Origin of the sequence: Streptomyces sp. ASQP_92 (assembly GCF_025399895.1) — a bacterium.
GTDB lineage: Bacteria > Actinomycetota > Actinomycetes > Streptomycetales > Streptomycetaceae > Streptomyces.
In genome coordinates this window covers 255,202-274,001 of sequence record NZ_JAODUA010000001.1, presented here as the reverse complement: position 1 = coordinate 274,001, position 18,800 = coordinate 255,202, and the positions used below count along the sequence as shown (strand labels likewise).

The window sequence follows — 18,800 nt, the reverse complement described above, 5'->3', positions numbered from 1 at the left end:
CCGGGTCCCCCGATGGAGTGGTGGCGTCCGCGTCGCCACCCCCGCGGGGATCCGGGGCCGCACCCTGTCAGGGTGACTCCGCCGAACTGCCCCACCTGCGCGAGCCGTCCACCGCTGTGGAAGGACACCTCGGCCACCGCGCCGGGCGCCGCCGACCGCTGGCACTGGCACTGCGGGACCTGTCGGCGCACCTACGAGCCGAGCCCCTCGCACAAGGTGCGGTTCACGTACGCGCCGCTGCGGCAGCAGGCGCCGTTGCTGGGGTAGGCGGGATGCCGGGCCCGGCCACTGGACAAGAGATCAGGTTAGGCTAACCTATCTTCGCACCCCGTCAGTGGCCGGTCACCGGCACGTACGTATGAAAGCGGACACCGTCATGCCCCACGCCCGAGCGTCCCTGCCCACCCGTCGCGGCCTGTTGGCCATGGGCGGCGCGATCGGCATCGGTGCCGCGCTGACCGCCTGTGGCGGCGGCGACAAGAAGAGCGGGTCGGCGAACGGCGCCACGGGGGCCGCCCCCTCCGGGCCCTGGTCGTTCAAGGACGACCGCGGTCAGACGGCCCGGACCAAGGCCGCCCCCAAGAACATCGTCGCCTTCACCGGCACCGCGGCCGCCCTCTTCGACTACGGGATCACCGTCAAGGGCGTGTTCGGGCCGACGAGGACCAAGGACGGCAAGGCCGATGTGCAGGCCGGCGATCTCGACATCAGCAAGGTCGAGGTCATCGGCAACACCTACGGCGAGTTCAGCGTCGAGAAGTACGCGGCGCTCCAGCCCGACGTGCTGATCACGGACATGTGGCAGAAGGACGTCCTCTGGTACGTGCCCGACAACAGCAAGGACAAGATCCTCAAGCTGGCCCCGAGCGTCGCGCTGTGGGCGGCCGACCAGAGCATGCCCGCCGCCCTCCAGCGCCGCGCGGACCTCGCCAAGTCCCTGGGCGCGGACCTGAACGCGAAGAAGGTCACCGACGCGAAGGCCGCCTTCGAGAAGGCCTCCGCGCGACTGCGCGCCGCGGCCAAGGCCAACCCCGGCGTCAAGGTCCTGCTCGGCTCCGCCAGCCCCGACCTGTTCTACGTCTCCGAGGCCAAGCGCAGCTGCGACACCCGGTACTTCCAGGAGCTGGGCGTCCGGTTCGTCACGCCGAAGGTCGACTCGCAGGGCTTCTTCGAGTCGCTCAGCTGGGAGAACGTCGGCAAGTACCCGGCCGACCTGATCCTCATGGACAACCGCACCGGCACGCTCCAGCCCTCCGACCTCGGCTCCAAGCCGACCTGGGCCCAACTGCCCGCCGTCAAGGCGCACCAGATCGTGCCGCGCCTGACCGAGCCGATCTACTCCTACGCGCGCGTCGCCCCCATCGTCGACGCGCTCGCCCAGGCCATCGAGAACACGAAGAAGGTCGCCTGACGATGACAGCACCGGCCGAGACCGCCATCGCCCCCTTCCGCCTCTTCGATCTGCGCGTGGTACGGGCCCGGCGGCTCGGCCCGTCGCTGATGCGGGTCACCTTCGGCGGCTTCGGCGACGAGGACCTCTCGTCGTTCGCCGCCGGGGGCCGCGACCAGAGCCTGTCCCTCTTCCTGCCGCACCCCGGCCAGGAGGCGCCGGTCCTTCCGCCCACCGATGACGCGGAGGGCTGGTGGGGCGCCTACCGCTCACTGCCCGACGACGTACGGGCGGTGATGCGCTCGTACACGGTCCGGGCGCAGCGCCGCGATCCCCGGGGCGGGCCCGGCGAGATCGACATCGACTTCGCGCTGCACGGGGACGGCGGCCCCGCCTGCCGCTGGGCGGGCTCGGCGCGGGCCGGGGACCGGGTCACGGTGCTGGGTCCGGCCGTCGCGGACAACACGGCGGTACGTTTCCGACCGCCGGCCGGGACCGACTCCGTCGTCATCTGGGCCGACGAAACGGCCCTGCCCGCCGCGGCCGGCATCCTCGAATGGCTGCCTCCCGGGCTGCCCGCCCAGGTCTGGATCACGGCGCCCGAGACGCCGGACGCGCTGCCCCGGGCCACGGCGGCGGACGCGCGGGTGACCTGGCTCTCCTCCGCCTCCCCCCTGGACGCGATCCGCGAGGCTCCCCTGCCCGGGGCCTCCCCCTACGTCTGGATCGCCGGGGAGGCGTCCCAAGTGCGGTGTCTGCGGAGGCACTTCGTGGGGGAGCGGGGGGTTGAGCGGGGGCGGGTCACGTTCGTGGGGTATTGGCGCCGGGGCCGCACGGAGGACGAGCTCCGCGCGGCGTGACCCCTGGGGCGTTCTCCCACCCACCCGCCCGCGCACCGGGGTTGGCCGGCCCCGGCCCCCTGGGGCTCCGCCCCAGACCCCGAGCACCTTTGCCCACCCACCCGCCCGTAAGCGCAGGGTTGGATGGTGCCGGGACCCCTGGGGCTGCGCCCCAGACCCCCTTCGCGCCTTAAGGGCGCTCGTCCTCAATCGCCGGACAGGCTGAAATGCCCGATGCGGGCCAGCACCAGCACCGCTAGGGGCGCGGGGAACTGCGCGAGAACCGACCACGATCCGCAGACCGAAGGGCTTTTAGGGACGCGGGGAACTGCGCGAAAAGCGAGCACGGCCCATGGACGAAGGCGGGCTCAGGGGCGCGGGGAACGGCGCGACCAGCCACGTACGGCCCGCGGACGAAAGCGGATTTTGGGGGCGCGAGGAACTGCGCGACCAGCCACGCACGGCCCGCAGCCGAAAACGGGTTTGGGGGGCACGAGGACTGCGCGAAAACGCCCACGGCCCGCGCACGGAGGCGGCCTTAGGGGCGCGGGGAACTGCGCGACCAGCCACGCACGGCCCGCGGACGAAAACGGGTTTCAGGGGCGCGGGGAACTGCGCGAGAGGCGGTCCCGCGCGCTCCAGCCAGCACCGCCGAAGACGACCTCGCCCTGCTGGCCCAACTGCCGTACAAGCACGCCGAGTTGACCCACCCCTCCGCCGCCAACGGCGATGACGACCCACAGGTCGCTCAGCCTTCCCAACCCCGCCGAACGGGCGGGCGGGTGGGAAAACCCCCCACCTTGAGCCCAAACTTAGGTTAGGCTAACCTCACTTCGAGACCGCGGCCCTCACCCCACCCCTTCCTGCCCGGAGGGCCCCGCTCCCCGACCCGGGAGGACCCCATGCGTGCGCACCTGCTCAACGACACGACCGCGGAGCACTACCGACGCTCCGTGACCGAGGGAGTCGAGCGGGTGGCGCGCAAACTCGCCACGACGCGGCGGCCGTTCAGCGGCGTCGGCGTGGACGAGCTCGCCCCCGTCATCGACCGCATCGACCTCGACGCCCCGCTCGGCGACGCCTCCGCCGTGCTCGACGAGCTGGAGGACGTCTACCTCCGCGATGCCGTGTACTTCCACCACCCCCGCTACCTCGCCCACCTCAACTGCCCCGTCGTCATCCCGGCCGTCCTCGGCGAGGCGGTGCTCTCCGCCGTGAACTCCTCCCTGGACACCTGGGACCAGAGCGCCGGCGGCACCCTCATCGAGCGGCGCCTCATCGACTGGACGACGGGGCGCATCGGCCTCGGGCCCGCCGCCGACGGCGTGTTCACCAGTGGCGGCACCCAGTCCAACCTCCAGTCGCTGCTGCTGGCCCGCGAGGAGGCCAAGACCGCCGACCTCGCGCGGCTGCGCGTGTTCGCCTCCGAGTGCAGCCACTTCAGCGTGCAGAAGTCGGCCCAGCTCCTCGGCATGGGACGGGACTCGGTGGTGTCCATCCCCACCGACCACGACAAGCGGATGCAGACCCTGGCCCTCGCCCGCGCCCTGGAGCGCTGCGTGAGCGAGGGCAACGTGCCCATGGCGGTCGTCGCCACCGCCGGCACCACCGACTTCGGCTCCATCGACCCGCTGCCCGGCATCGCCGAGCTGTGCGCCCAGTACGGGGCCTGGATGCATGTGGACGCGGCCTACGGCTGCGGCCTGCTCGCCTCGCCCACCCCGGCCCGCCGCGCCCTGCTCGACGGCATCGAGCGCGCCGACTCCGTCACCGTCGACTACCACAAGTCCTTCTTCCAGCCGGTGAGTTCGAGCGCCGTCCTGGTCCGCGACGCGGCCACCCTGCGCCACGCCACGTACCACGCCGACTACCTCAACCCGCGGCGCGCCGCCGAGGAGCGCATCCCCAACCAGGTGGACAAGTCGCTCCAGACCACCCGCCGTTTCGACGCCCTGAAACTGTGGATGACGCTGCGCACGATGGGCGCCGACGGCATCGGCTCGCTCTTCGACGAGGTGTGTGAACTGGCCGAGCAGGGCTGGCAGTTGCTGGCCGCGGACCCGCGCTACGACGTCGTCGTCCAGCCCACCCTGTCCACCCTGGTCTTCCGCTACATCCCCGCCACCATCACCTCGCCCGCCGAGATCGACCGGGCCAACCTGTACGCCCGCAAGGCGCTGTTCGCGTCCGGCGAGGCCGTCGTCGCCGGGACCAAGTCCGGCGGCCGCCAGTACCTGAAATTCACCCTGCTCAACCCCGAGACGGGCGTCGACGACATCGCCGCCGTGCTCGACCTGATCGCCGGCCACGCCGAGCAGTACCTGGGAGAGAACCTTGTCCACGCGTCCTGAAACCCCCGGCACCGGTGAGGCGTACGACTTCATCGGGATCGGGCTCGGCCCCTTCAACCTGGGTCTCGCCTGCCTCGCCGAGCCCATCGAGGAGCTGAACGGGCTCTTCCTGGAGACCAAGCCCGACTTCGAGTGGCACTCCGGGATGTTCCTGGAGGGCGCCCACCTCCAGACGCCGTTCCTGTCCGACCTGGTCACCCTCGCCGACCCGACCTCGCCGTACTCCTTCCTCAACTACCTGAAGGAATCGGGGCGGTTGTACTCGTTCTACATCCGCGAGAACTTCTATCCGCTGCGCACCGAGTACAACGACTACTGCCGCTGGGCCGCCGCGAAGCTGAGCTCTGTCCGGTTCAACCAGACCGTCCGCGAGGTGACGTACGACGAGAACAGCGAGACCTACCTCGTCGCCACCACCACCGGAGACACCTTCCGCGCCCGCCGGCTCGTACTCGGCACCGGCACCCCGCCGCATCTGCCCGAGCCCGTCCGCGGCCTCGGCGGGGACCTGCTGCACAACTCCCGCTATCTGGAGCACCGGGAGGCGCTCCAGAAGAAGGAGTCGATCACGATCGTCGGCTCGGGCCAGTCGGCCGCGGAGATCTACTACGACCTGCTGTCCGAGATCGACGTCCACGGCTACCGGCTGAACTGGGTGACCCGCTCGCCCCGCTTCTTCCCGCTGGAGTACACCAAGCTCACGCTGGAGATGACGTCCCCGGAGTACATCGACTACTTCCACGCGCTGCCCGAGGCGACCCGCTACCGGCTCGAATCGGCGCAGAAGGGTCTGTTCAAGGGCATCGACTCGGAGCTGATCAACGCCATCTTCGACCTGCTGTACCAGAAGAACCTCAAGGGTCCCGTCCCCACCAGACTCCTGGCCAACTCCGCGCTCACGGCCGCCAGTTACGACACCACCAGCGGTACGTACACGCTGGGTCTGCGCCAGGAGGAGCAGGAGAAGGACTACACCCTCAGCACCCAGGGCCTGGTGCTCGCCACCGGCTACCGGTACGCCGAGCCGGATTTCCTCGCGCCCGTCTCCCAGCGGCTGCGGCGCGACGGCCGGGGGCGTTTCGACGTGGCCCGCAACTACTCCATCGACACCACCGGCCACGGCGTCTTCCTCCAGAACGCCGGGGTGCACACCCACTCGATCACCTCGCCCGACCTCGGCATGGGCGCCTACCGCAACGCGTACATCATCGGTGAGCTGCTCGGCCGTGAGTACTACCGGGTCGAGAAGTCCATCGCCTTCCAGGAGTTCGCCATATGAGCACCCCGACCTCCCTCGGGTCCCTCACCTTCCGCCCGCTCGATCCGCTCAGCGACGCCGAGCTCGTGCACTCCTGGGTGACGCACCCCAAGGCCGCGTTCTGGCTGATGCAGGACGCCAGGCTCCAGGACGTCGAGCGCGAGTACATGGCGATCACCGCCCACCCGCACCATCACGCGCTCATCGGCCTGCACGACGGCGAGCCCGCCTTCCTGATGGAGCACTACGACCCGCGCCATGTCGAGCTGGTCGGCCTGTACGAGCCGCTGCCGGGCGATGTCGGCATGCACTTCCTGGTCGCCCCGACCGACACCCCGCTGCACGGCTTCACCCGGGCCGTCATCACCGCCGTGATGGAGAAGCTGTTCGCCGACCCGGCCACCGCGCGCGTCGTCGTCGAGCCGGATGTCGCCAACACGGCGGTGCACGCCCTCAACAAGGCCGTCGGCTTCGAGATCGCCGGGCGCATCGCCAAGCCCGAGAAGGACGCCTATCTGTCCTTCTGCACCCGTGAACAGTTCCGTACGGCCCAGGCCCGAGAGGCGGCAGCACGATGACCACCGACCCCGCGGTCACCCACCTCACCCCCGAGCTGTGGGCCGAGGCCAACCGGCTCCTGATCCGCAAGGCGCTCGCCGAGTTCGCCCATGAGCGCCTGATCACCCCCGAGCCGCTCGGCGAGGACCTCCCCCACGCCCCGGGCTCCGCCGGGCCGGAGGGGACCGCCTACCGGGTGCGCGCCGACGAGGGCTCCATCGAGTACCGCTTCACGGCCTCCCGCCTCGCCCTCGACCACTGGCAGGTCCTCCCCGAGTCGATCACCCGCCACGGCGCGGACGGTCAACTGCCCCTGGACGCCCTGGACTTCTTCCTCGACCTGCGCTCCTCACTCGGCCTGAGCGACGCCATCCTGCCGGTGTATCTGGAGGAGATCTCCTCCACGCTCTCCGGCACGGCCTACAAACTGACGAAGCCTCACATCGCCTCCGCCGAGCTGATCCACTCCGGCTTCCAGGCCATCGAGACGGGCATGACCGAGGGCCACCCCTGCTTCGTCGCCAACAACGGGCGGCTCGGCTTCGGCATCCACGAGTACCTCGCGTACGCACCCGAGGCCGCGAGCCCGGTGCGGCTGCTGTGGCTGGCGGCCCGCCGCGACCGCGCCACGTTCACGGCGGGCGCGGGGCTCGACCACGAGACGCTGATGCGCGACGAGCTCGGCGGCCCGGCCCTGGACCGGTTCGCCGCTCAACTGGCCGAGCGCGGCCTGGACTTGGCGGATTACCTGCTGCTCCCGGTGCACCCCTGGCAGTGGTGGAACAAGCTGTCGGTCACCTTCGCCGCCGAGATCGCCCAGGAGCGTCTGGTGCTGCTCGGCGAGGGCGACGACGACTATCTGGCCCAGCAGTCGATCCGTACCTTCTTCAACACCGGCGACCCGGCCAAGCACTACGTCAAAACGGCCCTGTCGGTCCTCAACATGGGCTTCATGCGGGGGCTTTCGGCCGCGTACATGGAGGCGACGCCCGCCATCAACGACTGGCTCGCGGGCCTGATCGCCGCCGACGACACCTTCCGCGCGGCCGGGTTCTCGATCATCCGCGAGCGGGCGGCGATCGGCTACCGCCACGAGCAGTACGAGCGGGCCACCGACCGCTACTCCGCCTACCGCAAGATGCTGGCCGCGCTGTGGCGCGAGAGCCCGGTGCCGTCCCTGGAACCGGGCGAGCGGCTCGCCACGATGGCCTCCCTGCTGCACGTCGACCGCGAGGGCGCCTCGTTCGCGGGCGCGCTGATCGCCGAGTCCGGCCGCACCCCCGCCGAGTGGCTGCGCGGCTATCTGGACGCCTATCTGGTGCCGGTGCTGCACTCGTTCTACGCGTACGACCTGGTGTTCATGCCGCACGGCGAGAACGTGATCCTGGTGCTCGGGCAGGACGGCACGGTCGCGCGGGCGATCTTCAAGGACATCGCCGAGGAGATCGCGGTGATGGACCCGGACGCGGTCCTGCCGCCGGCCGTGGAGCGGATCCGCGCGGACGTCCCCGAGGACCTGAAGCTGCTCTCGGTCTTCACCGACGTCTTCGACTGCTTCTTCCGCTTCCTGAACGCGACCCTGGCGAGCGAGGGCGTCCTTGAGGAGACCGTGTTCTGGCGGACGGTGGCCGAATGTGTCACCGCCTACCAGGACGCCCATCCCGAACTGGCCGACCGTTTCAAGCAGTACGACCTGTTCGCGCCCGACTTCGCGCTGTCCTGCCTCAACCGTCTCCAACTGCGCGACAACGCCCAGATGGTGGACCTTGCCGACCCGGCGGGCGCCCTCCAGCTGGTGGGCAGGCTCGCCAACCCGATCGCCTGACCGACGGAGGCCGGGGCCCGGTTCGGGTGGAACCGGGCCCCGGCCCGTGGCGTGCGAAGGATCAGACCCAGGGCACCAGCGGCGAGCGGTAGTAGTTCATGCCGAGCGCCGCCATCCTCGGACCCTGCTGGGCCAGGCGCACCTTGTAGGACGCCCAGTCGTGCGTGGACGCCGGCGACCAGCCGATCTCGGCGATCCCCTGGAGCCTCGGGAACGCCATGTACTCGATCTGCGCGCTGGTGGAGAGCGTCTCCGACCAGATCGGCGCCTCCACGCCGAGCACCGCCTCGGCGGGCACGCCCTTGACGAAGGTGTCCGGGTCCCACTGGTAGGACTTGTCGACCTCGACGTATCCGGCCCAGTTGGTGCCGAGCGGGGACTTCGCGTCGTACTTCATGTCGAGGTAGGCGCGGTTGGCGGGAGACATCACCAGGCGGGTGCCGGCCCGCGCCGCGGCCGCGACCTCCGCCTCGTTGCCGAGCGTGCCCCAGTACTGGGCGACGGCCCCCTCCACCGGGTCCGCCTCGACGATCTGGTGCCAGGCCATCACGGCCTTGCCGTACTTGCCGACGACCGGCTGGGCCCGGTCCATGAAGGTCTCGTAGTCCTCCTTCGAGGTGGACTCCGCCTCGTCACCGCCGATGTGGACATAGCGGCCGGGGGTGAGCGCGGCGATCTCGCGCACCACGTCGTCGAAGAACCTGTACGTCACGTCCTTGGGGACGCACAGCGAGCTGAAGCCGACCTTGGTGCCGGTGTAGAGCGGGGGCGCGACGCCGTTGCAGTTCAGCTCGGCGTAGGAGGCGAGGGCCGCGTTGATGTGTCCCGGGGTGTCGATCTCGGGCACGACCTCCATATAGCGGGAGGAGGCGTAAGCGAGGATCGCCTTGTAGTCGCCCTTGGTGTAGTAGCCGCCCCTGCCGCCGCCGACCTGGGTCTGGCCCCCGTAGGTGGCGAGCCGGGGCCAGGAGTCGACGGCGATCCGCCAGCCCTGGTCGTCGCTGAGGTGCAGATGCAGCTCGTTGATCTTGTAGAGGGCCAGCTGGTCGATGTAGCGCTTGACCTGGTCGACCGAGAAGAAGTGCCGGGAGACGTCGATCATCGCGCCGCGGTAGGCATAGCGCGGGGAGTCGGTGATGGTGCCGCCCGCGACCTTCCACGGACCGCTCTGCTTCGTCCGCTTCTCGACGTTCGCGGGCAGCAGCTGGCGCAGGGTCTGGACGCCGTGGAAGAGACCGGCCGGCTCGTTGGCGGCGATGGTGAGCGAGCCGCCGCGCGAGGTGAGCCGGTAGCCCTCGTCCCCGAGTGCGTCGTCGTCGGCGCCGAGCAGCAGTCTGATGCCGTCGTCGCCCGCGGTGGCGGTGACCGGCAGGGCGTACCCGGTGGAGGGGCGCAGCACGCCCGCCAGATAGTCGCCGATCCGCTGGGCCTCGGCCGAGCCGCCGGTCACCCTGATCGGGGTGGCGGGGGCGATCGTGTACGCGGTGCCGCCCGCGGAGACGGAGGCGGGGGCCGGCACGATCTGGCCCAGCGGACGGGGGGAGCCCGCGGCGGCGGGGGCCGCGGACGCTCCGACACTGGCGAGCCCGGCGCCCGCCACCAGAACCAGGGAGCCGAGGAGCCGGGCGAATGTCCTGCGCTGTCTCTGTCTCACAAGCGGTTCCCTTCCAAGGGGTCGCGCAACTGTGGGGGCTGAGCAACCGAACACTTTCCATGGGACCCGCGGACCCGGCCGGGGTCAAGACGGCGACCGGTGCGGCAGGGACTTCGGTAGCTCGATCATGGCCCCCGGGCGCGGGGCGCCAACCGCGCCGGGACGGAAATCATCCGGAAGGACGCCTCCGGGAGGCGCGCGTCCGAGAGCCGTGTGCGACTCCACCTGGTCCAGACCAGATGCGTGATCATGCAAATCCTGCCCGGAATCGGGCAGGATTCTTGCGTACGGTGCCAATAGCCCGCAATATCGACGGGTGCTCGAACGCCGCAACCCGTCGTCCCACGACGACCTCGTAGATCATCTGGTGCGCAGCACCGCGCTCCAGCGCGGTGAGGCGGCCCGGGTGGTGCTCGAGGTGCTGGCGTATTTCGACGAGACGCACGAGGAATTCGTCCGTCGGCGCCACCGTGAACTGCAGTCCGGTGGGGCCGTGAACGCGGAAATCTTCGAGCGGATCGCGGCCGAACTGCCGCACCGCGCCGTGGCGCCACCGGAGCTCTCGCTCCGGCAGCTGCGCCGCATCGTCTACGGCTGAGGCGCGGCCGGGCACATCTGGACTTGAACTTGTACGTCGATGGAGGGGCAGAGACTCTATGTGCGGAATCGTCGGTTATATCGGTAAGCGTGATGTCGCTCCGCTGCTGCTGGAAGGCCTGGCGCGGCTGGAGTACCGGGGTTACGACTCCGCGGGCATGGTCGTCAACACCCCCAAGTCCGGGGCCCTGAAGATGGTCAAGGCCAAGGGCCGCGTCCGCGACCTGGAGGCCCGCGTCCCCAAGCGCTTCGCCGGCACCACGGGCATCGCCCACACCCGCTGGGCCACCCACGGCGCCCCGTCCGACGTGAACTCGCACCCGCACCTCGACCCCGAGAACAAGGTCGCCGTCGTCCACAACGGCATCGTCGACAACGCGGCCGAACTGCGCGTCAAGCTGGAGGCCGAGGGCGTCGTCTTCGCCTCCGACACCGACACCGAGGTCATCACCCACCTCATCGCCCGCTCCGCCGCCGACTCCCTGGAGGAGAAGGTCCGCGAGGCGCTCAAGGTCATCGAGGGCACCTACGGCATCGCCGTGATGCACGCCGACTTCGCCGACCGCATCGTGGTGGCCCGCAACGGCTCCCCGGTCATCCTCGGCATCGGCGAGAAGGAGATGCTGGTCGCCTCCGACGTCGCCGCGCTGATCGCCCACACCCGCCAGGTCGTCACCCTCAACGACGGCGAGATGGCGACCCTGAAGGCCGACGACTTCCGCACGTACACGACCTCGGGCACGCTCACCAACACCACCCCCGAGACCGTCGAGTGGGAGGCCGCCTCCTTCGACATGGGCGGCCACGACACGTACATGCACAAGGAGATGAGCGAGCAGGCCGAGGCCGTCGACCGCGTCCTGCGCGGCCGCATCGACGACCGGTTCTCGACCGTTCACCTCGGTGGCCTGAACCTGGACGCCCGCGAGGCCCGCGGTGTGCGCCGCATCAAGATCCTCGGCTGCGGCACCTCGTACCACGCCGGCATGATCGGCGCCGGTCTCATCGAGGAGCTGGCCCGCATCCCCGCGGACGCCGAGCCGGCCTCCGAGTTCCGCTACCGCAACCCGGTCGTGGACCCCGACACCCTGTACATCGCGGTCTCCCAGTCGGGCGAGACCTACGACGTCCTTGCGGCCGTGCAGGAGCTCAAGCGCAAGGGCGCCCGGGTCCTCGGCGTCGTGAACGTGGTCGGCTCGGCGATCGCCCGCGAGGCGGACGGCGGCACCTATGTGCACGCCGGTCCCGAGGTCTGCGTCGTCTCGACCAAGTGCTTCACCAACACGGTCGTCGCCTTCGCGCTGCTCGCCCTGCACCTCGGCCGGATCCGCGACCTGTCGGTGGCCGACGGCAAGCGGATCATCGAGGGCCTGCGCAAGCTGCCCGGCCAGATCGAGGAGATCCTGGCCATGGAGCCGGAGATCGAGAAGCTGGCCCAGGAGTACGCGGGCGCGCAGTCGATGATGTTCATCGGGCGCGTGCGCGGCTACCCGGTCGCCCTGGAGGCCTCCCTGAAGCTCAAGGAGATCTCCTACATCCACGCCGAGGCCTACCCCGCCTCCGAGCTGAAGCACGGCCCGCTCGCGCTGATCGAGCCCGCGCTGCCGACGGTCGCCATCGTCCCTGACGACGACCTCCTGGAGAAGAACCGCGCCGCCCTTGAGGAGATCAAGGCCCGCAGCGGCCGCATCCTCGCGGTCGCCCACCAGAACCAGGAGAAGGCCGACCACACCATCGTCGTGCCGAAGAACGAGGACGAGCTGGACCCGATCCTCATGGGCATCCCGCTCCAACTCTTCGCGTACCACACGGCGTTGGCGATGGGCCGCGACATCGACAAGCCGCGCAACCTGGCCAAGTCGGTCACGGTCGAGTAGTCCTCACGCACAGAAAAGGGCGACCCCTGCTCATCGGCGGGGGTCGCCCTTGTGCGTGCCGGTGCCGCGCGGGCACCGGCCTCGCGCGGCCGGTCAGCCGGTGGCCGTCACCCCCCGGCCGGCGGCCCGTCGGGGCAGGGCGGTCGGCCACTTGGCGAGCGAGGCCGTCGCCCCGTACCAGGCCACGGCGCCCGCGACCACGGCGACCCAGCCGGCCACCTTGGCGAGCGAGGAACCGCCGGCGAACTGGCCGATGGCCAGCAGCACCAGGGCGAGGAAGAGCAGCCCGTAGGTGCCCTGCCGCAGCAGCCCGGTGCCCGCCGCGCCGGCGGCCAGGCTGAGCGCGAGAAGCGCGAACAGGACCAGGAAGAGGCCGGCGGCGTTGGACGAGAACTTGGTGTCCGCGCCCGCGGCCCAGGTGAACCAGAAGGCGCCGAGGCCGGCGAAGGCGGTGCCGGTGAACGCGTCCTGGTCGCGGAAGGCGAGGACGCCGAGGACGAACAGGCCGATGCCGCCGATGTAGGTGGCGATCGAGACCGAGTCGGCCACCGTCACGCCGTCGATCACGCGGGTGTTGCCGAGGCCGAAGGCCAGCAGAGTGAGTCCGAGTGCGAGATGGCCGAGCGTGGAGGTGGTGCTTCCCGCGGGAACTTCGTTGTCCACGGCGGGCTCCCTTCATGTGCCGTTGTGCTGCTTCCCAGCGACACTTATCTACCCTTCACAAGGGCACATTCCACCCCTACGCGACAGTAGATTCCCCACGTGGGCAAGGAAGTTGACGGCGCATCAGCCAAACATCCATCCCGGTCTCAACTGGGACAACGCCCGATCACGGGATGACGACGGAGGGCCGGGGCCCGATCCCGGACGAGGGCTACGGGATGACGACGACGGGCCGCTGCGCGCGGCGCGCGAGCCGTCCGGCGACCGAGCCGAAGATCCGCCCGACGAGACCGTGCGTGGAGCCGACGACGATCGCGTCCGCCGCGTACTCGCGCCCGACCTCTTCCAGCTCGTGGCAGATGTCGCCGCCGCGCTCCACCAGGATCCAGGGGACCTCGGCGAGATAGTCGGCGCAGGCGAGTTCGAGTCCGAGGACCTCGGTGCGGTGGTCCGGCACGTCCACGAAGACGGGTGGCTCGCAGCCCGCCCACACCGTGGTGGGGAGCCGGTTGGCCACATGGACGATGATCAGCCCCGAGCCGGAGCGCTTGGCCATGCCGATGGCGTACGCGAGGGCCCGCTCACTGGACATCGAGCCGTCGAAGCCCACCACGACGCCATGACGGAAGGCGGGGTCGCAGGAGTGACGTGGTTCTGTCGCCGCCTGGAGGTCCGACGTGGGGTCGGCTACCTGCTTGCGGTCCGCGGGTTCGGAGAATTCGTGACCGGCCATGGGTGTCTCGGCGAAAGAGATCCTCAGTCGAGGGACAGCGGGGACTGGTGAGCAACAACGAGTCGACGACGGAGCGGTGCCCGGGGGAGCTGTGTCCGGGAATCATCTTCCCAACCCCATACCCCCAAGGGTACGGCGACACTCCTCTCCTGCCCAGAGCCCGCCGAACCTACTCGGCGTTCCCCGGAGCATGCACGAGGCCGCCCCGGATGGCAATGCCCGGTGCCCTCTACAGCGGTCCCCCGCCGAACCGCCGCCGCACCCCGCCGATGATCTTCCAGTGACCGGAGCGGGTGCCTCCGCGTTAGCCAGGCGATCACTCCGACCCCGATCAGGAAGCACCTCCTCGTGCCCCCTCCCCCGGTCGCCCGTCCGTCCACCCCGGCCACGCCGTCCGGCGCCCGCCGCCGACCCCCCGGGCCCGCGCCCGCGGCCGAATCCGTACGTACCGCCCGGTCCGTGAACACCGAACCACTCCGGTCCGCCGCCGCCCGGCCCGCGGCCGATCCGGCGGACGACCTCGTGCGCTGGGCGGCCTTCAGCTGTGTGCTGGTGCCCGTGGTGCTCGTCGTCTACGGGTCCTCGTTCGCGGGGGCGACCGGCTCCGCCCTGGGGCTCATGGCGGTGACGACGGTGTGCCGGCTGCTGCTGCGCCAGTCCGAGCGGGCGGCGGCCGAGGAGCGGGCCCGGCGGACGCCCACGACACCCGGCCGCCATGGCCGAGGAGCCTTGAGCGCGCATCACAGCGGGCGGCACGGGGGAGGCTGTACACCCCAGGGGTGAACTGGCCGCACACCTGGACCCATACGTTTTCGGCCAAGTTCCCCCGGTGGCGGATTCAGCGGCCAAATGGCCTGCCAACCCCCTTGTCACCAGGGAGGAAAGGCCCATTGCGGCCTCTGGCACCATACGGGTACGGGCCATCCCCATGAGGCGCACTTCCCCTACGGGGCCCACGAGTGAAACGCTTTGTGATCGAAAGCTTCGCGCCAAGTTGCCTTGTCGACATAGCGCTGGGTGCCGGACTTGTCACGCCGGCGCCACGGGACGCAGTAGATTCGATCATGCGTATCGAAGGCTGGGGACTCGTGCAAAACCGAGGGGAAAAGTGCAGGAGCGACAGGCCCGACAAGAACGGGGAGCCGCGAACACCGAGGGGGGCTTAGCGCCATGAGCCAGGACTCCGCTGCCGCATCACCGGAGACCGCAAGGAAGCTGGCCGGCCGCCGACGCCGGGAAGTTGTCGCCGTACTGCTGTTCAGCGGCGGCCCCATCTTTGAAAGTTCCATTCCGCTCTCCGTGTTCGGAATCGACCGACAGGACGCGGGAGTTCCGCGATACAGACTGCTGGTGTGTGCCGGTGAGGAAGGACCCCTGCGGACCACAGGGGGACTCGAACTCACCGCGCCCTACGGTCTGGAAGCCATCAGCAGGGCGGGAACGGTGGTGGTGCCCGCGTGGCGTTCCATCACCTCCCCGCCCCCCGCGGCCGCGCTCGACGCGCTGCGCCGCGCACACGAGGAAGGGGCAAGGATCGTCGGGCTGTGCACCGGCGCGTTCGTGCTCGCCGCGGCCGGTCTGCTCGACGGCCGCCCGGCGACGACGCACTGGATGTACGCGCCGACACTGGCCAAACGCTATCCATCGGTGCACGTGGATCCGAGGGAGCTCTTCGTCGACGACGGAGACGTCCTCACGTCGGCCGGAACCGCGGCCGGAATCGATCTCTGTCTCCACATCGTGCGGACGGACCACGGCAGCGAGGCGGCCGGCGCGCTGGCCCGCCGACTGGTCGTGCCACCCCGTCGCAGCGGTGGGCAGGAGCGCTATCTCGACAGGTCTTTACCTGAGGAGATCGGCTCCGACCCGCTGGCCGAGGTCGTCGCCTGGGCGCTGGAGCACCTCCACGAGCAGTTCGACGTGGAGACCCTGGCCGCGCGGGCGTACATGAGCCGCCGCACCTTCGACCGTCGTTTCCGCTCGCTGACCGGATCGGCCCCCCTCCAGTGGCTGATCACTCAGCGGGTCCTCCAGGCCCAGCGCCTGCTGGAGACGTCCGACTACTCCGTGGACGAGGTGGCGGGCCGCTGCGGCTTCCGCTCCCCGGTCGCGCTGCGCGGGCACTTCCGCCGCCAGCTCGGCTCGTCCCCGGCGTCCTATCGCGCGGCCTACCGGGCCCGTCGTCCGCAGCCGGAACCCAGTGCGGGTCCCGTCGCGGTGCCGATGCCGGCTCCGGTGCCGGAAACCGTCCCGTCCGCGGCGCTTCCCCAGGTCAGGCGGACGGCGGCGGCCAGTGCGGTCGTGGGGCCCTCCGCGACCTCGCACACCGCCGACTCCGGCAAGCCGAGCTCCGATCTGTACGCCGCCGGGTACGCCGGTGGCCGTCCGAGTCTGCCCGGCCAGCGGAGCGCCCCGTAGGGTGAGGCACATGAACGACCGCATGGTGTGGATCGACTGCGAGATGACCGGGCTCTCGCTGGCGGACGACGCACTCATCGAGGTGGCCGCACTGGTCACCGACTCGGAGCTGAACGTACTCGGCGAAGGGGTGGACATCGTGATCCGTCCCCCCGACGCCGCGCTGGAGACCATGCCGGAGGTGGTGCGCGCCATGCACACCGCCTCCGGGCTCCTCGACGAACTGGCCGGCGGCACCACGCTGGCCGACGCCGAGGAGCAGGTCCTCGCGTATGTACGGGAGCACGTCAAGGAGCCGGGCAAGGCGCCGCTGTGCGGAAACTCGGTCGGTACCGACCGGGGCTTCCTGCTGCGGGACATGCCGAGCCTGGAGTCCCACCTCCACTACCGGATCGTGGACGTCTCCTCCGTGAAGGAGCTCGCCCGCCGCTGGTATCCGCGGGCGTACTTCAACAGCCCCGACAAGAACGGCAACCACCGGGCGCTTGCGGACATCCGCGAATCCATCGCGGAGCTCCGCTACTACCGGGAGGCGGTCTTCGTGCCGCAGCCGGGCCCGGACTCGGACACGGCGAAGGCCATCGCGGCCAAGTACGTCCTGCCTGCGGAGTAGCCCTCCACAGGGGGTTCGGGAGGGCGCCTCGAAACGTGTGCGCGAGCACCCTCCCGGACCATGTACACTTTTTCTCGGCCGGTAGGGAAGCCCCCAGGGACTTCCCAAGACCACAACAGTCCGGTCGTGCATGGTGGGTATAGCTCAGATGGTAGAGCACCTGGTTGTGGTCCAGGATGTCGCGGGTTCGAGTCCCGTTACTCACCCTGAAGGATGAGGGCCCGCTCCGGGAAACGGAGCGGGCCCTCTTCGCGTTCCGTCGGCGTCGCCCGGTCGGTGTGCGCATACGCGGTCAGGGTTGGTTCAGCGCGCTCTGGGCGCGGGCGATCAGCCGGTGCGCCTCGGTCCCGTGGACCGCGGACTCGCGCAGCGTTCGCCACACGCGGAGGTAGGTGGCGACGCTGTCGGCGTCATCGATCCACAGCTCGGCGTGCCAGTCCTCCACCACCACGAGGCGCTCGTCGTAGACCCAGAAGCTGTTGCCCGGCCAGATCTTCAGCGGCGCCGCGAAGGGGACGATGCCGAGTTCCACGGTGTCCAGGCCGATGACACCGGCGAGGTGGTGCAGTTGGGCGGCGAGCACGGACGGTGGGCAGACCAGGGACCGCAACGCGCCTTCCCACATCATGATCCGGTAGACGCGACCCGGCCGGTACAGCCCTTCCTGCCGCTGGATCCGGGCGCGCACGGCGTCCTCGGTGTCGCGCGGTGATCGCATCAGGTCGGCGTGCCGGTTGAAGGTGTGGCGAGCGTATTCGGGGATCTGCACCATGCCGGGGACCAGAACGTTCTCCCAGATGGTCAAGGTGTGGGTGCGGTCGTGCTCCACGGTGACGGCGTCCTGCACCGGCCTGTGTCCTGCGGCCAGTTGGCGACGCCACGACCGGATGTGGGACTCGAAGCCCCGCAGCCGGGCGATCAGTTCGTCACCGGCGCCGGGCTGACCCGTTCCGGCCGCCCACGCCCGCAGGTCTTCGGCGGTCGCCGTCTGCTTGCCGTTCTCCAGCTTGCTGATCTTGGCCTTGGTCCATCCCGATCCGAGCCGTTCAGCGAGCCGCGTACCGGTGAGCCGGCCTTCGGGCGCCGTGAGGCGCAGTTCCCGGAGCCTGAGCCCGAGCTCCTCACGTGCCTTCTGATAGTCCGTGCTCACCGGTACTCACCTGCTTACCCCTCCTTCGCAGCCAGCTCAGCCACGAATCGCTCGTTCGGGACGGCGTAATGCTGTGCCACGTCACGCAGCCGGTTGTACTGGTTGACGCGTGCCGGTTCGGTGATCAGCTCGACTCCCGTGAGGTTGTCGTCGTCATCGAACAGGCACAGCGCGACGATGTGGGAGTCGAAGATCCAGAAGTCCTCGTCGGGGAGGTTGGCACGCTCGGCGTCGGCGCGCCACATGTTCCGGACTTCCTCGCCGAGCGCGGCGTTGTGCTCCGCGTACGCCAGCAGGAACCTCTGGCCCTCGGTCGGCGGGTCGTCGACGATGCGGACACGCCCCACGTACGCGCCGTCCCGCGTCTTGGCGCCGATGGTACGAGCCCAGGGTGAGTCCACGTCCCAGCTCAGGGCCTCGCCCCGGACGAATTGGGCGTAGGTGTCACAGGCCCGGTCCACCGCATAGCCCTTGCGCATCTCCAGATGCCAGGCGCTGTGCCGGAAGTTCTCGAACATCCGGGCAAACGTGTCCGGGTCGAGGACGCGCGGCTCGGGGTCCCGGGCCTTGGGGCCGAAGTCCATCAGCGTGTTGCGCGGCACCACGATCGGGATCTCGTCCTCGTCCAGGTGCTGGAGCTGGGCAAGGTCGTCGGGGTCGGTGAGCCGGGGGCCGTGCACGATGACCTCACCGGTGTCCAGGTCCTCGTGCACGGCGGGACAGGAGCCGCCACCACTGCCGGTGCCGTTGAAGCGCAGCCGTCGCGCCATGATCAGTTCCTTTCGTCGGGGACCGATCCCGCAAGCATCGCGCAGCCCAACTCCCTTTCCGCGCAACTGACTTGGCCCGCATGCATAACTTCGCGCAACTCCGC

17 protein-coding genes and 1 tRNA gene are annotated in these 18,800 nt (G+C 70.0%); 13 read left to right on the top strand and 5 right to left on the bottom strand.

The features are described 5' to 3' along the window. The first annotated feature begins 72 nt into the window (after positions 1-72). From N4G70_RS01275 to N4G70_RS01245, 7 genes are all read left to right on the top strand, one after another. The gene (locus N4G70_RS01275; RefSeq protein WP_261710475.1) at positions 73-267 is read left to right on the top strand and encodes a hypothetical protein; all 195 of its coding nucleotides are present in this window, start codon (positions 73-75) and stop codon (positions 265-267) included. Positions 268-376: 109 nt separating this feature from the next. After that, entirely contained in the window at positions 377-1,411 is a 1,035-nt protein-coding gene (locus N4G70_RS01270) for an ABC transporter substrate-binding protein (protein WP_261710474.1), read from the top strand. A 2-nt stretch (positions 1,412-1,413) separates the two neighbouring features. Next, the gene (locus N4G70_RS01265; protein ID WP_261710473.1) at positions 1,414-2,250 is read left to right on the top strand and encodes a siderophore-interacting protein; all 837 of its coding nucleotides are present in this window, start codon (positions 1,414-1,416) and stop codon (positions 2,248-2,250) included. A gap of 881 nt (positions 2,251-3,131) precedes the next feature. After that, positions 3,132-4,580, top strand: coding sequence for an aspartate aminotransferase family protein (locus N4G70_RS01260; RefSeq protein WP_261710472.1), 1,449 nt, complete (start codon positions 3,132-3,134; stop codon positions 4,578-4,580). Beyond that, the gene (locus N4G70_RS01255; RefSeq protein ID WP_261710471.1) at positions 4,564-5,859 is read left to right on the top strand and encodes a lysine N(6)-hydroxylase/L-ornithine N(5)-oxygenase family protein; all 1,296 of its coding nucleotides are present in this window, start codon (positions 4,564-4,566) and stop codon (positions 5,857-5,859) included. The genes N4G70_RS01260 and N4G70_RS01255 overlap by 17 nt, the downstream gene beginning before the upstream one ends. Further along, positions 5,856-6,416 (top strand): GNAT family N-acetyltransferase, encoded by a 561-nt coding sequence (locus N4G70_RS01250; RefSeq protein ID WP_261710470.1) that lies wholly within the window; start codon positions 5,856-5,858, stop codon positions 6,414-6,416. The genes N4G70_RS01255 and N4G70_RS01250 overlap by 4 nt, the downstream gene beginning before the upstream one ends. Continuing rightward, on the top strand, positions 6,413-8,221 hold the full coding sequence (locus N4G70_RS01245; protein WP_261710469.1) for an IucA/IucC family siderophore biosynthesis protein: 1,809 nt from the start codon (positions 6,413-6,415) through the stop codon (positions 8,219-8,221). The genes N4G70_RS01250 and N4G70_RS01245 overlap by 4 nt, the downstream gene beginning before the upstream one ends. Positions 8,222-8,282: 61 nt before the next feature. On the opposite strand, the gene N4G70_RS01240 is transcribed toward N4G70_RS01245, so the two are convergent. After that, positions 8,283-9,875, bottom strand: a complete 1,593-nt coding sequence (locus tag N4G70_RS01240; RefSeq protein ID WP_261710468.1) for a beta-N-acetylhexosaminidase — start codon at positions 9,873-9,875, stop codon at positions 8,283-8,285. A gap of 316 nt (positions 9,876-10,191) precedes the next feature. On the opposite strand from N4G70_RS01240, the gene N4G70_RS01235 reads away from it, so the two are divergent. Next, complete coding sequence (locus N4G70_RS01235) at positions 10,192-10,473, top strand: hypothetical protein (RefSeq protein ID WP_261710467.1); 282 nt, start codon at positions 10,192-10,194, stop codon at positions 10,471-10,473. A gap of 58 nt (positions 10,474-10,531) precedes the next feature. Then, a complete protein-coding gene (gene glmS / locus N4G70_RS01230) occupies positions 10,532-12,349 on the top strand; it encodes a glutamine--fructose-6-phosphate transaminase (isomerizing) (RefSeq protein ID WP_261710466.1) in 1,818 nt (605 codons plus the stop codon). A gap of 93 nt (positions 12,350-12,442) precedes the next feature. Here the strand turns inward: glmS and N4G70_RS01225 are convergent, their stop codons facing one another. Together N4G70_RS01225 and N4G70_RS01220 are read right to left on the bottom strand one after the other, a co-directional pair. After that, positions 12,443-13,012, bottom strand: a complete 570-nt coding sequence (locus N4G70_RS01225) for an acetate uptake transporter (RefSeq protein ID WP_261710465.1) — start codon at positions 13,010-13,012, stop codon at positions 12,443-12,445. Between the two features lie 211 nt (positions 13,013-13,223). Further along, a complete protein-coding gene (locus N4G70_RS01220; RefSeq protein ID WP_261710464.1) occupies positions 13,224-13,745 on the bottom strand; it encodes a universal stress protein in 522 nt (173 codons plus the stop codon). A 459-nt stretch (positions 13,746-14,204) separates the two neighbouring features. Between N4G70_RS01220 and N4G70_RS01215 the strand changes: the two genes are divergently transcribed. From N4G70_RS01215 to N4G70_RS01200, 4 genes are all read left to right on the top strand, one after another. After that, a complete protein-coding gene (locus N4G70_RS01215; protein WP_261710463.1) occupies positions 14,205-14,528 on the top strand; it encodes a hypothetical protein in 324 nt (107 codons plus the stop codon). Positions 14,529-14,915: 387 nt separating this feature from the next. Continuing rightward, complete coding sequence (locus N4G70_RS01210; RefSeq protein ID WP_261710462.1) at positions 14,916-16,163, top strand: helix-turn-helix domain-containing protein; 1,248 nt, start codon at positions 14,916-14,918, stop codon at positions 16,161-16,163. Between the two features lie 10 nt (positions 16,164-16,173). Next, a complete protein-coding gene (orn, locus tag N4G70_RS01205) occupies positions 16,174-16,776 on the top strand; it encodes an oligoribonuclease (RefSeq protein WP_261710461.1) in 603 nt (200 codons plus the stop codon). Positions 16,777-16,909: 133 nt separating this feature from the next. Next, positions 16,910-16,982 (top strand) — tRNA-His (locus tag N4G70_RS01200). 86 nt (positions 16,983-17,068) lie between these two features. On the opposite strand, the gene N4G70_RS01195 is transcribed toward N4G70_RS01200, so the two are convergent. Next, positions 17,069-17,926 (bottom strand): helix-turn-helix transcriptional regulator, encoded by an 858-nt coding sequence (locus N4G70_RS01195; protein ID WP_261710460.1) that lies wholly within the window; start codon positions 17,924-17,926, stop codon positions 17,069-17,071. Positions 17,927-17,940: 14 nt separating this feature from the next. After that, entirely contained in the window at positions 17,941-18,696 is a 756-nt protein-coding gene (locus tag N4G70_RS01190) for a DUF6879 family protein (protein WP_261710459.1), read from the bottom strand. Between the last annotated feature and the right edge of the window lie 104 nt (positions 18,697-18,800).

Coding starts and splice junctions, on each gene's coding strand:
- N4G70_RS01270 (WP_261710474.1), top strand. CDS start 377: ATGCCCCACGCCCGAGCGTCCCTGCCCACCCGTCGCGGCCTGTTGGCC.
- N4G70_RS01265 (WP_261710473.1), top strand. CDS start 1,414: ATGACAGCACCGGCCGAGACCGCCATCGCCCCCTTCCGCCTCTTCGAT.
- N4G70_RS01260 (WP_261710472.1), top strand. CDS start 3,132: ATGCGTGCGCACCTGCTCAACGACACGACCGCGGAGCACTACCGACGC.
- N4G70_RS01250 (WP_261710470.1), top strand. CDS start 5,856: ATGAGCACCCCGACCTCCCTCGGGTCCCTCACCTTCCGCCCGCTCGAT.
- N4G70_RS01245 (WP_261710469.1), top strand. CDS start 6,413: ATGACCACCGACCCCGCGGTCACCCACCTCACCCCCGAGCTGTGGGCC.
- glmS (WP_261710466.1), top strand. CDS start 10,532: ATGTGCGGAATCGTCGGTTATATCGGTAAGCGTGATGTCGCTCCGCTG.
- N4G70_RS01220 (WP_261710464.1), bottom strand. CDS start 13,745: ATGGCCGGTCACGAATTCTCCGAACCCGCGGACCGCAAGCAGGTAGCC.
- N4G70_RS01210 (WP_261710462.1), top strand. CDS start 14,916: ATGAGCCAGGACTCCGCTGCCGCATCACCGGAGACCGCAAGGAAGCTG.
- orn (WP_261710461.1), top strand. CDS start 16,174: ATGAACGACCGCATGGTGTGGATCGACTGCGAGATGACCGGGCTCTCG.
- N4G70_RS01190 (WP_261710459.1), bottom strand. CDS start 18,696: ATGGCGCGACGGCTGCGCTTCAACGGCACCGGCAGTGGTGGCGGCTCC.